Here is a 12,045-nt window from a genome sequence, read left to right as displayed (position 1 = left end):
CCGTCGATGCCGGTCCGCGTCGGCGCTGGCTACCCGGCGTCGTCCCGGCCGAAACCTCGCGGTCAGCGGCGGCGGCCCCGACGGGCCGGGGACCGGGCCGGCTGACGGACCGGGGTGAGCGGTAGCGCCGTCCAGTGTGCCGGTCGGGTGAGCGTCTGCGGCAGTTCGGTGCGGGTGTCGCCCCGGGCGGCGTCCAGTTGCGTCTGGTGCAGGAAGAGGGTGCCCCGCAGGTCCGCGCCCCGCAGGTCGGCCCCGCGCAGGTCCGCGCCGGTGACGTCGGCCAGGCCGAGGTCCGCTCCGCGCAGGTCGGCGCCGATGAGCAGCGCCCCGCGCAGGTTGGCCCGCCGAAGGTCGACACGGCGCAGGTCCACCCCGAGCAGGTGCGCACCCCGCCGGTCGGTGCCGGCGGGGGCCCGGGCCGCGTCGCTGGCCCGGGACAGCAGCGGGTTGACCCGGTTCCGATGGCCGGCGACGTCCACCGCGCGAAGGCGGGTCGGGTCACCCTCGGTGAGCGTCAGCGTCTCGGCGCGGGCGCGTTCCAACTCGGCGCGCAGGTCGGCCGGCGGGTCCAACGCCACCGCCTCGGTGAGGTACCAGAGCAGTTCGTGCAGCGGTCGCAGCACCGCGAACGCCTCCGCCATCGCCGGCAACGTCTCCGGCGCGTCCCGCCAGTCCCGCCCGCCGAAGGTCACCTGGGCGACCTGCTGCCCGGCACCGAAGCAGTCGAACACCGTGCAGCCGGGAAACCCGCGCTCCCGCAGCTCCGTGTGGATGCCGCAGCGGTGGTCGGGGCGCAGGTTCGGGCAGGGCGAGCCGGCCGGCTTGTCGATGGCGAAGTCCGTCGACGCGGCGAAGGCGGGCACCACGCAGCACAGCCCGAAGCAGCGTCCGCAGTCGGCGCGCAGCTGCGCCGCCCCGGACGGCGGTGCGGTGGGGTGCGACACGCCGACGGTCCTCCTGGCGATCAGGGTTGGGCCACCATTGTTTCCCGGGCCGAGCCGACGGCCCGTTCGGGGGTCACCGTGCGTGCGTGTCACCGGCCGTCGCGGGCCGGGGGGCCGGGGCGCGGGCATCGACCGGCGGCGGCACCAGTCGGCGGATGTCCCGCTCGCCGTCGCCGTGGCCGTACTTCTGGTCGAAGTGCCGTTTCACCACGTCGGCCGGGGTGCGGTCCCCGTCGGCGGGCTCGGCCAGCGCGAACACACCGGAGGCCGCCCCGGGCGCGCGGGGCGGCAGCACGGCTCGCACGGTCAGTGGCCCGGTGACCCGGAACCCCCGGCAGTCGACGTAGTGCTGCCCGTCCACCGTCACGTACGGCACGCGTACCTCGACCACGTCCGACTCGTCGTGGCGCAGCGTGACCATGACCGACCAGTACCGCTCCAGGTCGAGGGTGGCCTGCTCGTGCTCCCACAGCTCCTCGAACCGGGCGTGCACGAACCCACCCCACGGGCTGTCCATGTCCACCTCGAGCTGCGGAACGTTGAACGACAACTTCCCGATCGGGAAGAACGAGATCAGCGCCCGCCCGTCCCACTGGTAGAGCTGGATCGACGGGGACGCGTCGTAGAGCCGGACCTGGAGGCGGTGCCGCAGCCGCGAGTCGAGCGCGTCGGCGAACGCCGCCAGGTGGCGCAGGTTGGTGCGGATCTGCCGCGGCACGTCCACCCGTTGCCGTTCCAGCTCCTCGGAGCGTTGCTGCGCGGCGGTGCAGTCGGGATCGAGCAGCAGCAACTGCACCTGGGCGCCGTTGGCGAGCGCCGCTCGCACCGCGCTCAGGGTCTCCTCGCGGTGCCGTTGCTCCAGCAGGATCGTCCAGGTGTCGAGGATGCGCACCCGGCGTCCGGAGCGCTGCAGCCGCGTCACGAACGCCTGCTGGTCGAAGCTGAGGTGCTCCTGCACCCGCGCCTTGCGGGCCTCCTCGAACAACGGGTCGAAGATGACGTACGAGATGGCCGCGAGGACCACGCTGGCCCCGAGGTTGAGCAGCAGGTCGCTGAGGAAGCCGGTGCTGCGCCAGGCGGCCAGCAGCATGACGACGGCGATCGCTAACAGTGCCCCGCCGACGACGAAGGCGCGTCGTTGCCGCCCGCCCCGACCAGCCCACCCGGGCATCCGGTCCCCTTCCGCCGTCGGTCGGCCCCACCGCCGCTTGCTGATCACCGAAATTCGGAGGATACGTGCCCGCTTTGCTGGGCGCTGTCCCGTTCTCCGAGCGGTCGGTTCGCCGTTCCGACCCGCCCCGCCGCTCATAGAGTGACGGTAACGGAGTCATGCGACCACGGAGGGTGGCGGGGTGGACGAGAGCGAGCGCGAGCAGGCGCTTCTCACCGTCCTGACCACCGAGCACTACGCGTTGCAGACGTCCCGCGCCGGCACCATCGCCGAGGCCACCGGCCGCGCCACCATCTTCCTGTCCGTCCTGTCGGCGGCGCTGATCGGCCTGGGCTTCGTCGCCAGCAACGACACGCTGGTCCGGCCGTACCTGGCCGCGGTGCTGCCGACCCTGATCATCATCGGGGTGCTGACGTTCCTGCGGCTGGTGGAGACCACAGTCGAGAACTCGTTGGACCTGCGGCGGATCCAACGCATCCGGGCCTACTACCAACACCAGCTCGCCGGCGAGCACGACTTCTTCGCCGACGCGGTGGTGACCGACGACGCCATGAGCACGGCCTGGAACCTGGTCGGCACGCGACCGGGGCGGTGGGAGTTCCTGCTGACCACGGCCGCGCTCGTGGGCGCGGTCAACGCCGTGCTGAGCGGGCTCGGCATCGCCCTGGTGACCACAACCGTCGGGGCCGGGGGCGAGGTGGCGGTCCCGGTCGGGGTGCTGGTCGCGGTGGTGGCATTCGGTGTGCAGTTCGCGTACATCGTCCGGGCGTCGGCCGCGCCGATGCGCTGACCACGCCCGCCGGTGTCGGTCAAACCGACCGCCAGTCGTCGTTCGGCAACGCCGCCGCCTGGGGGCCCATCAGCAACATGCCCCCGTCGACCGGCCAGGACGCGCCGCTGACGTAGCTGGCGGCGGGGGAGGCGAGCAACGCGACCACGGCGGCCACCTCCCGGGCGTCGCCGGGCCGTCCCAGCGGCACGCCGGGCCGTTCCTGGGTGAACGGCTCGACATCCTCCTGGCCGGTCATCGGCGTGGCGATCTCGCCCGGGGCGACGGCGTTGACGGTGATCCCGTCGGCGGCCAGCTCCTGAGCCATCACCCGGGTCAACAGCCCGAGCCCGCCCTTCGCGGCACAGTACGCGGCGGAGCCCACCCGGGGCGCGTGCTCGTGCACGCTGGTGATGTTGATGATCCGCCCGCCGGCGCCGGTGGCCCGCATCCGTCGCGCGGCCCGCTGGGCACACAGGAAGGGCGCGTCCAGGTCGACGGCGAGCACCTCGCGCCACTGCTCCCACCCGGTGTCGACGAACGGCGTCGAGGCCCCGGTGCCGGCGTTGTTGACCAGCACCCCGATGCCGCCCAGCCGGTCGGCCAACTCGTCCACCACAGCCGCCGCGTCCGGCAGGCGGGTCAGGTCCACCTCGGCGACCTCGCAGCGCCGCCCTGTCGCGCGGACCTCGGCGGCCGTCCGCTCCGCGCCGTCGGGATCGCCGTACCAGGTGATGCCGATCTCGAAGCCGGCAGTGGCCAGTGCCACCGCGCAGGCCTTGCCGATGCCGGAGTCCGCGCCGGTGACGACGGCGATCCTCGGGTAGTTCTCGTATCGCTGCGGCATGCTGGCGCACTACCCCGGCAGGGCCGGCCCAACCGCCACGGGGACCACGACCTGTCCGCCGACGGCGTACCGTCGCCTGATGCGGATCACCCGGTTCACCCACTCGTGCGTGCGCGTGGAACACGACGGCGGGGTGCTGGTCGTCGACCCGGGGACGTGGAGCGAGCCGAGGGCCCTGGTCGGAGCGGACGCCGTCCTGGTCACCCACGAACACACCGACCACGTGGACGTGTTGCGGCTCGCCGGTCTCGGTGTCCCCGTGTACGCCCCCGAAGGCGCCCGACTGCCGGATCTCGCCCCGCTTCCGGTGACCCGGGTCCGCGCCGGGCAACGCTTCACGGCGGCCGGCATCCCGGTCAGCGCGCACGGCGGCCGGCACGCCGCGATCCACGAGGGACAGCCCGACTGCCCGAACCTCGGCTACCTGATCGGCGGCGAGCTGTACCACCCGGGCGACGCCCTGCACGTGCCGGACGAGCCGGTGCGTACCCTGCTCGTCCCGGCCCAGGGGTCCTGGCTGCGCCTCGACGAGGCGATCCGGTTCGCCGGCGCCGTGGGCGCGGCGGCGGCGTACCCGATCCACGACGCGCAGCTCAACGACCGCGGCCTGGCCAGTGTCGCCGGCTGGTTCGCCGAGACCATCCCCGGCTACCGTCACCTGGTGCCCGGCGACACCGCCTGACCCCGGTCGTCATCCGCCGCTGGGGCGCGGAAGCGGGGTGCGGCGGTGGTGAGCACCGCGGCGGCCGTCGGGGCGGACCACCCGTCGGTCAGTTCCGTCACGAGTTCTGTGACCAGCCGGGTCACGGCCGGCTCACCACCCGGGTGCAGCGCCTCGGCGACGATCAGCACCGACGAGGTGCCCGCCCGCACGGCCGACCAGCCGCTCTGCCGGTTCGTCCACCGTCGTGCGTGGGCCCGCCCGGCGGAGTCGACGAAGGTCACCTCGCCCGGCTCGGGATGCTCGGTGTCGCCAGCGAAACTCAGGTACGCCTCGTCGCCGTGCGCCGGCCGGACCACCAGGTCGCCGTCGACCCGGTCCAGGTCGAGCACCGCGACCGGGATGGCGTACGCGGCCGAGATGGCGTTGCAGAGGTCGACGAGCGGGTGCACCCGGGGCAGCTCGCCGTCCAGTCGCAGCCGGCGCAGCAGCGCCTCGGCCGCGCACCGGTACCTGGTGGGCCGCAACCCCATCGCCGCGTACGCCCGCCGCCAGGCCTGGATCTCCGGGAACCCGCTCTCGGCCCCGTCGGCCAACCGCCGTCGCGCCTCGGCGAGATAGCCGGCCGTGCGTGCCGACACGTCGACGGTGGCGGTGATCCCGTCGGCCCGCACCACACCGGCGACCAGGTCGGGGTACGCGTCACGAAGCTGCGGAGCATGTTCGAACTGCACTGTGGTCCTATCGTTCGGTGAGGGCGAGGGTCACGCCGAGCGCGACGAACGTGCCGGCGGCGGATCGGCGCAGCCAGTCGGTGACCCGGGGCCGGGTCAGCACCCGGTCGCGCACCCGGGCAGCGAAGATGCCGTAGCCGCTGAACACCACGAAGGTGAGCAGCATGAACACCGCGCCGCAGCCGAGCATCGCCCGGGTCGAGCCCGGTGCCGTGGTGTCCACGAACTGCGGCAGGAACGCGACGAAGAACATCGTCGGCTTCGGGTTGAGCAGGTTGACCAGCACCCCGGAGACGATCACCCGGATCGCCGAGCGGGGTGGCGCATCGGTGGCTACCGCGAAGGCGTCGCGGTCGCGCGCCATGGACCAGGCCAGGTAGAGCAGGTAGCCGACGCCGAGGTAGCGGACGGTCTCGAACGCCGCCGCGCTGGTCTGCATCAGCGCGGCCAGCCCGGTCATCGCGGCCAGCAGGTGCGGCAGCGTGCCCAGCGTGCCCAGCGTGCAGGCGAACGCGGCCAGCACCCCGGCCCGTGCGCCCCGGGACAGGCCGGCGGAGAGCGTGAAGATCACCCCGGTGCCGGGGGTGACCACCACGATCAGCGTGGTGATCAGGAACGGGATGGTCACGATGATCCTCCGGCGGAGTGGGCAGGTCTGGCTCCTGCTCACTCTGCTGCCACAATGGTCCGATGGGCAGAGCCAAACCGACGGCGTCCGAGAGGTCCATATCGGCCGGGTCCGACTTCCTGCACCTGACCATCGCCGACGCGGCGCCGGGTGGGCGCGCCGACTGGCTGACCGACCGGCTGCGGCAGGCCATCGCCGAGGGTCGGGTGCCGGTCGGCGACCGGTTGCCGCCGACCCGGGTGCTCGCCGCCGACCTCGGTGTGTCCCGGGGCGTGGTCACCGAGGCGTACCAGCGCCTGACCGAGGAGGGGCACGTCGCCGGTCGCGGGCGGGCCGGCACTGTGGTCGTCGCCGCGCCGGCCGCGCCCACACCCGCCCCGGCCGCCGCGCCGGCACCGGTCGCGACCTTCCCGCCGGCACCGGGCACCGACATCTTCGACGCGGTACGCGCGGCGCACGCGTCAATCGACCTGACGCCCCGTGCTGCGTCGCCTCGCCGCGGCCGACCTCGGCTACGGCGACCCCTGTGGCACGCCCGCGCTGCGGCAGGCCGTCGCCGCCGCGTTGGCCCGCAACCGCGGCATCAGCGTCGACCCCGCCGAGGTGATCATCGTGGCCGGCGTCTCCCAGGCGCTCGGCCTGCTCGCCCAGGCACTCACCGCTGCCGGCGTCGACCGGATCGCGGTCGAGGACCCGGGCTCCCTCGGGGTGCGACAGCACCTGAACAACTGGCGGATGGACACCCCGCCGATCACCGTCGACGACGCCGGGCTGCGGGTCGACGAGCTGGTCGCCAGTGGCGCACCGGCCGTGATGCTCACCCCCGCGCACCAGTTCCCGACCGGCGTGGTGCTCGACGGTGACCGCCGCCGCCACCTCGTCGCCTGGGCGCGGGCCGGCGGTCTGATCATCGAGGACGACTACGACGCCGAGCACCGCTACGACCGTCCTCCGGTGCCCGCGCTGCGTGGACTGCTGCCCGAGCAGGTCTGCTACGCCGGCAGCGTCTCCAAACTGCTCGCCCCCGCCCTGCGGGTCGGCTGGCTGCTCGTGCCGGCGCGACTGCGCGAGGCGGTGGTGGCCGCCAAGCGCAACGCCGACCTGGGCAACGCCGTGCTACCGCAACTGGTGCTGGCGGAGCTGATGACCTCCGGCGCCTTCGAGCGGCACCTGCGGCTGCTGCGCCGTCGACACATCCGCCGGCGGGACGCCATGATCGCCGCGCTGGCCCGCGCGCTGCCATCGGCGACGGTGCACGGCGCCGCCGCCGGCCTGCACCTGATGATCACGCTGGACGACGCGGTTCTCGACACCGAACTGGCCACGGCGACGCTGGCGCGCGGGGTGAAGGTGCAACCGCTGTCCTGGCACTGCCAGCGGCCGTACCGGCCGGGCCTCGTGCTGGGCTACGCGGCCCGTACGCCCACCGAGATCGCCGACGGCGTCGCCGCTGTCGCCGCCGCTCTCCGCTCCGGCTAGGACCGTCCGGTCCACCGTGCTCGCTGGCGTATCCTTCGCCAGTGGGACTGCGGTTCGAGACGCGCGGGTCCGACTCGCCCTGGGTCGACGCCGTGTGGACCTGCACGAGCGAGCAGGTCACCACGATGACGTCCGTGGCAGGGGTGCGTTGGGGCCTGGTGTTCTGGGAGCAGGCCGGCCGGATGTACACGAGCATCACCGGTCCCGAGACCCGGACCGGCACGGCGCCGGTGCCGGAGGGCGCGACCTTCACCGGCATCGAGTTCGCCGTCGGCACCTCGCTGCGGGCCGTGCCCACGCCGACGCTCGTCGACGGCGGCATCGAGCTTCCCGACACCACACGCCGGACGTTCCGGCTGGACGGCGCGCGCTGGGAGACGCCCGGCCCCGACGACGCCGAGGCCCTGGTCGACAGCCTCGTCCGGGCCGGGGCCGTGGTCCGTGACCCGCTCGTCGCCGAGTTGCTGCGGGGCCACCGTCCGGCCGTCTCGGGGCGTACCGTCGAACGCCGGTTCCGCGCCGCGACCGGCCTGACGCGCGGCGCGATCCGGCAGGTCGAGCGGGCCCGTACGGCGGCGGAGCTGCTGGCCACCGGCGACCCGGCCGCCGACGTGGTCGCCAAGCTCGACTACTTCGACGAGCCGCACCTGGCCCGGGCACTGCGCTGCTACGTCGGACGCACCGTCAGGCAACTGCGCGAGGGCACCGGCGGCGCCATCGGCCTCGACCTGGATCAGCGCTTGACGTCGTAGACGAGCTTGAGGATGCCGTTCGAGTAGCTCTCCGACTCCCGCAGCATCAGCATGTGCTTGTCCCGGTCGGCCCGGCCGAAAAGGCTCTTCCCGGCACCGAGCAGCACGGGGAAGACGAGCAGGTTGTACTGGTCGATCAGCCCTTCGTCCGACAGCCGCCGGGCCAGCTCCGCGCTCCCGTGGATGAAGATCGCCCCGCCCTCGCCCTGCTTGAGCGCGGCGACGTCCCCGGTCGAGCGCAGGATCGTCGTCGGCCCCCACCCGTCGACCAGCGCGTCGTCGGGCAGCGTGCTCGACACCACGTACTTGGGCAGCTCCTTGTAGTCGGCGTGGTCCTCCGAACCGGGCCAGACCGGCGCGAACGCCTCGTAGCTGCGACGGCCGAACATCAGCGCCGTCGTGTCGGTGAGCTCCTCGCCCTTCAGCGACCAGGCCTCCGGGACGAACTCGAGGTCCTTGAACACCCAACCGCCGCTGCGGTGCTCCTCACCCGGCCCGCCGCCGGGCGAGTCCACGACGCCGTCGAGCGACATGAAACCGGTGTAGACCAGGTTGCGCATTGTGGTGTCTCCTCATGCTCGGGCGGGCTGCTGGGTCCACGCTAGATGGCGGTCGCGGCGCTGTCTTGGACGGAAACGACATCGGGTCCAGACGCGCTGCCGGGCATGGTGGTGCGCCCGGTCGGCAAGTGTGGTCAACCCGCTTTGCTCTGCTGGAGCGAAGGCAACACCCGTTGTCCGGATATCGGACGCGGATGTTGCCTCGGTTGAAGCAGAGCAAAGGTGGCGATCTGGAGTAGCCGCGCTTTCCCCGATGCAGACGTGGGCGTGGGGGACACCTCGACGCGGTTGGACGTGGCGGTTACGCTCATATCTGGTGTGGTCTATGTCACGGTAGCTTCGGCGCACGCCGACGCCCCCGTTGGCGCTGCCGAGGAGAGCGCCCATGCCCACACCGCTGAAAGCCGCCACCACCCTCGCGGCCTTGTTCCTGCTGATCCTGACCGCGGCGGCACCCGCCCAGGCCGCCAACCCGCCCACCAAGCCCCCGGTCTCCGGGTCGCTGGGCACCTACAACGTCTCCGGCGTCTACGTCGCCGGGGTCTCCTCCGGTGGCTACATGGCCACCCAACTGCACGTCGCCTACTCGTCCCGGATCCGGGGAGCGGCCGTCTTCGCCGCCGGACCGTACTACTGCTCCCAGAACACCGTCGCCCAGGCGCTCTACGGCTGCGGCGACAACCGGTACCCGACAAACGTGTCAGCGCTGCAGACGTACACCCGGACCTGGGCGTCGTACGGCTGGGTCGACCCGGTCGGCAACCTGTCCGGCGACCCGGTGTACGTGTTCCACGGCGGCAACGACACCACCGTCAAGAAGTCCGTCACCGACGACCTGGTCCGGTACTACCAGCACTTCGGGGCCAGCGTGCAGTACGACAGCGGCTCCGCCGCCGGTCACTCCTGGGTCACGCCGTACGGCACGCTCGGATGCGCGGCGACCGCGTCGCCGTACCTCAACGACTGCGGCACCGACCCGCAGAACGTCCTCCTGCGCAAGCTGCTCGGCGGGGTGACCGCACCGAACACCGGGACGCTCGGCGGCTCGCTCATCAGGTTCAGCCAGAACACCTTCGCAGTCAACGGCTGGGCCAACGGGCTGAGCATGGACGCCAACGGCTTCGCCTACGTCCCATCGGCCTGCGCGGCCGGCCAGTCGTGCCGCCTGCTGGTCGCCCTGCACGGCTGCGTGCAGTCCTCCGGCGCGGTGGGCACGGCGTTCGTCGACCGGGCCAACCTCAACCAGTACGCCGACACCAACAACCTGATCGTCCTGTACCCCCAGGCGAGCACCTCCCTCAGCAACCCGAACGGCTGCTGGGACTGGTGGGGCTACCTGGGCGCGACCAACTTCCCGATCAAGGGCGGCGCGCAGGTCGAGACCATCATGAACATGGTCCGTCGGCTGGACGGCTGAGTGCCCCGGGCTGGCCGGACGGTTGGCCGGTCAGCCCAGGAACAGCTGGACGAGGACCAGCACGGCGAGCAGCGCCGGCCCCCGTGACCCCTGACGCATCAGGTCGACCGGGATCATCCCGAACGGTGTGTTGACCGTCGCGCCGCCGTAGTCGATGGGCGGGCGGGTGCCGGCCCGGAACGCGGCGGCCACCACCCCGAGCGCCAGCGTCGGCGCCAGCCAGGCCGGCCCCGGGTCGACCGTGGGCAGGGTCAGCAACCACCACAGGCCCGCACCGACCGCCGGCACCACCACGTGGATCCCGCGCAGCAGGTTGTCGCTGCCGCCGAGCGCCCGACGCAGACCGGGTGAGCGGCTGACCGACCGCAGGCCGCCGGTCAGCCGGCCGGCGGCGAGGTACGCGAACACCACCTGCGCGGCCCCGGCCAACCCGGGCAGGGCGAGCGCGGCAGCGTACTGCACCCCGATCAGCGCCGCCCAGATCAGCACGGCGCTCGGGTGGCGGCGCAACCGGCGGACGTCGGCCTGGAGCAACGCCCACCAGCCGGGGCCGGGCCGGAACCGGCGGCTGTGGACCCTGCCGATCGTGCGCCAGCGGCGGCTCTCCACCAGGCCGGCGAGCAGGCTCGGATCCAGCAGGATGGTGGCCGTGGCGGCGGCGTTGGCGAACTGCGCGCCGGTGGTCAGGGTGGCCCGGTCGACCCGGGGCAGCGCGCGTACCGCGAGGATCACACCCAAGCCCACGAGGGGCACCGAGGCGGCGAACACCGCGGCGGCCGGCGTCGTCGCCGGCCGGGGCAGCCCGTCGCCGAAGCGACCGACGAGCACCACCACTGCGGTGATCCCGGCCGCGGCCACCATCGGCGCCGCCCCGACCGCTGTCGGCCAGCGCCGACCCGACCGGCTGCTCTGGGCGACGACGCTGAGCGCCAGCGCGGCAGCGCCCCACCCCGCGCCGGCCGCCGCCGCCCAGCCCAGGGCGGACGGTTCGCTGACCCCGCCGAGCGCCGCCACTGCCACTCCGAGCGCCGCGGTGCCGGCCGCCGAGCCCAGCAGCAGCAGGACGAAGCGCGGCGCCAGCCAGGCCCGCCGGTCGATCGGCGCGCTGGTCGCCCAGCTCTGCGTCGCCGGGGTGACCAGCAGCGGGCCGAGCGCGCGCAGACCACGCCAGGCCAGCCCCGCGCCGGCCAGCAGCGCGGCGACCGCCAGCCACCAGCGCACCCCCGGCTCGGCCTGCCCCACGGTGGGGGAGTCCAGCAGGTCGCGGCTGGCGCTGATCGCGAACCAGCCGTACATGCCCACGAACAGGACCATGACGTACGCGTCGCCGAGCACGTCGCCCAGGGAATGGTCGTGGTGTCGGCTGCGGGCCTTGCGCAGGTGCGTTCGCACCTGCCGGGCGGTCGGCACCCCGGCCGGCGCGTCGGCGATCGTGGCCGGCGCGGCGGTCACTTGCCGATCTCGATGCGCTCGTCGACCACCGCGTCGATCAGCTCCGGGTCGTGCGAGGCCAACAGCACGGCAACACCCGCCGCCCGTTCCCGGAGGAGTCGGTCGGCGAGCCACTGTCGCCCGCGAACGTCCAGCCGCTGCTCGGGCTCGTCCAGGATCAGCACCCGGCGGGGCCGGACGAAACAGGACGCCAGCGCCAGCCGGCGGCGCTGCCCGCTGGACAGCGTCACCGGCAGTTGGTCGCGGGCCGGCTCCAGGCCCAGCTCGGCGAGGACCTCCTCGACCGGCTCGGCGTCACCCCCGTGGGCGTACGCCACCAACTCCAGATGCTCGACCACCGACAGGTCGGGGAAGAAGTCGATGTCGTCCAGGGCGGCCGCCACCAGCGCCCGCACCTGAGGATCGGTCTCGTCGGCACGGCGGCCCTGCACCAGCACTTCACCCGCGTCCGGCCGGTCGGCGCCCACGACACAGCGCAGCAGTGTGGTCTTGCCGCTGCCGTTGGGGCCCAGCACCACAGCGATCCGGCCCGCCGGGAGCGTGAAGCTCACCTCGTCGAGCACGACCAGGTTGCCGAAGTTGCGACTGAGTCCCCGTACCGAGAGCGCGTCCACGATCACAGAGTCTCCCA

General features: G+C 73.2%; 13 protein-coding genes and 1 pseudogene. 6 read left to right on the top strand and 8 right to left on the bottom strand.

What is annotated here, in order from left to right; translation table 11 throughout:
* Positions 1-62: 62 nt before the first annotated feature.
* A complete protein-coding gene (locus OH804_RS13930) occupies positions 63-944 on the bottom strand; it encodes a pentapeptide repeat-containing protein (protein ID WP_406065558.1) in 882 nt (293 codons plus the stop codon).
* A gap of 73 nt (positions 945-1,017) precedes the next feature.
* Entirely contained in the window at positions 1,018-2,115 is a 1,098-nt protein-coding gene (locus OH804_RS13925) for a DUF5919 domain-containing protein (RefSeq protein WP_406065556.1), read from the bottom strand.
* A gap of 181 nt (positions 2,116-2,296) precedes the next feature.
* Here OH804_RS13925 and OH804_RS13920 point away from each other — a divergent pair, with 181 nt between their 5' ends.
* A complete protein-coding gene (locus OH804_RS13920; protein ID WP_406065554.1) occupies positions 2,297-2,905 on the top strand; it encodes a hypothetical protein in 609 nt (202 codons plus the stop codon).
* A 19-nt stretch (positions 2,906-2,924) separates the two neighbouring features.
* Here OH804_RS13920 and OH804_RS13915 read toward each other — a convergent pair whose 3' ends face one another.
* Positions 2,925-3,731 (bottom strand): SDR family oxidoreductase, encoded by an 807-nt coding sequence (locus OH804_RS13915; protein ID WP_406065552.1) that lies wholly within the window; start codon positions 3,729-3,731, stop codon positions 2,925-2,927.
* A gap of 79 nt (positions 3,732-3,810) precedes the next feature.
* On the opposite strand from OH804_RS13915, the gene OH804_RS13910 reads away from it, so the two are divergent.
* A complete protein-coding gene (locus OH804_RS13910) occupies positions 3,811-4,413 on the top strand; it encodes an MBL fold metallo-hydrolase (RefSeq protein ID WP_406065550.1) in 603 nt (200 codons plus the stop codon).
* On the opposite strand, the gene OH804_RS13905 is transcribed toward OH804_RS13910, so the two are convergent.
* Both OH804_RS13905 and OH804_RS13900 read right to left on the bottom strand, forming a co-directional pair.
* The gene (locus OH804_RS13905) at positions 4,386-5,126 is read right to left on the bottom strand and encodes a B3/4 domain-containing protein (protein WP_406065548.1); all 741 of its coding nucleotides are present in this window, start codon (positions 5,124-5,126) and stop codon (positions 4,386-4,388) included. The two genes, OH804_RS13910 and OH804_RS13905, sit on opposite strands and share 28 nt — an antisense overlap.
* A gap of 7 nt (positions 5,127-5,133) precedes the next feature.
* Positions 5,134-5,754, bottom strand: a complete 621-nt coding sequence (locus OH804_RS13900) for a LysE family translocator (RefSeq protein ID WP_406065546.1) — start codon at positions 5,752-5,754, stop codon at positions 5,134-5,136.
* Positions 5,755-5,816: 62 nt separating this feature from the next.
* On the opposite strand from OH804_RS13900, the pseudogene OH804_RS13895 reads away from it, so the two are divergent.
* The 3 genes and pseudogenes from OH804_RS13895 to OH804_RS13885 form a co-directional block, all read left to right on the top strand.
* A pseudogene (locus OH804_RS13895) lies at positions 5,817-6,041 on the top strand (GntR family transcriptional regulator); the annotation flags it as partial.
* Positions 6,042-6,234: 193 nt separating this feature from the next.
* The gene (locus OH804_RS13890) at positions 6,235-7,233 is read left to right on the top strand and encodes a PLP-dependent aminotransferase family protein (RefSeq protein WP_406065544.1); all 999 of its coding nucleotides are present in this window, start codon (positions 6,235-6,237) and stop codon (positions 7,231-7,233) included.
* A gap of 41 nt (positions 7,234-7,274) precedes the next feature.
* Positions 7,275-7,985, top strand: coding sequence for a helix-turn-helix domain-containing protein (locus tag OH804_RS13885; protein WP_406065542.1), 711 nt, complete (start codon positions 7,275-7,277; stop codon positions 7,983-7,985).
* Here OH804_RS13885 and OH804_RS13880 read toward each other — a convergent pair.
* Positions 7,967-8,545: a dihydrofolate reductase family protein gene (locus OH804_RS13880; protein ID WP_406065540.1), complete on the bottom strand. Its 579-nt coding sequence runs from the start codon at positions 8,543-8,545 to the stop codon at positions 7,967-7,969. The two genes, OH804_RS13885 and OH804_RS13880, sit on opposite strands and share 19 nt — an antisense overlap.
* A 385-nt stretch (positions 8,546-8,930) precedes the next feature.
* Here OH804_RS13880 and OH804_RS13875 point away from each other — a divergent pair, with 385 nt between their 5' ends.
* A complete protein-coding gene (locus tag OH804_RS13875) occupies positions 8,931-9,962 on the top strand; it encodes a PHB depolymerase family esterase (RefSeq protein ID WP_196922719.1) in 1,032 nt (343 codons plus the stop codon).
* A gap of 30 nt (positions 9,963-9,992) precedes the next feature.
* Here OH804_RS13875 and OH804_RS13870 read toward each other — a convergent pair whose 3' ends face one another.
* Both OH804_RS13870 and OH804_RS13865 read right to left on the bottom strand, forming a co-directional pair.
* Positions 9,993-11,414 carry a DUF6297 family protein gene (locus OH804_RS13870; protein WP_406065537.1) on the bottom strand — a complete coding sequence of 474 codons (1,422 nt, stop codon included), beginning with the start codon at positions 11,412-11,414 and terminating at the stop codon, positions 9,993-9,995.
* Complete coding sequence (locus tag OH804_RS13865; RefSeq protein WP_196922721.1) at positions 11,411-12,034, bottom strand: ABC transporter ATP-binding protein; 624 nt, start codon at positions 12,032-12,034, stop codon at positions 11,411-11,413. Before OH804_RS13865 ends, OH804_RS13870 begins: the two co-directional genes overlap by 4 nt.
* Positions 12,035-12,045 lie beyond the last annotated feature (11 nt).

It is taken from the genome of Micromonospora sp. NBC_00860, assembly GCF_045207375.1.
Lineage (GTDB): Bacteria > Actinomycetota > Actinomycetes > Mycobacteriales > Micromonosporaceae > Micromonospora > Micromonospora vinacea.
The sequence above is the reverse complement of the archived record's forward strand: the minus strand, read 5'-3'. Positions and strand labels throughout refer to the sequence as shown.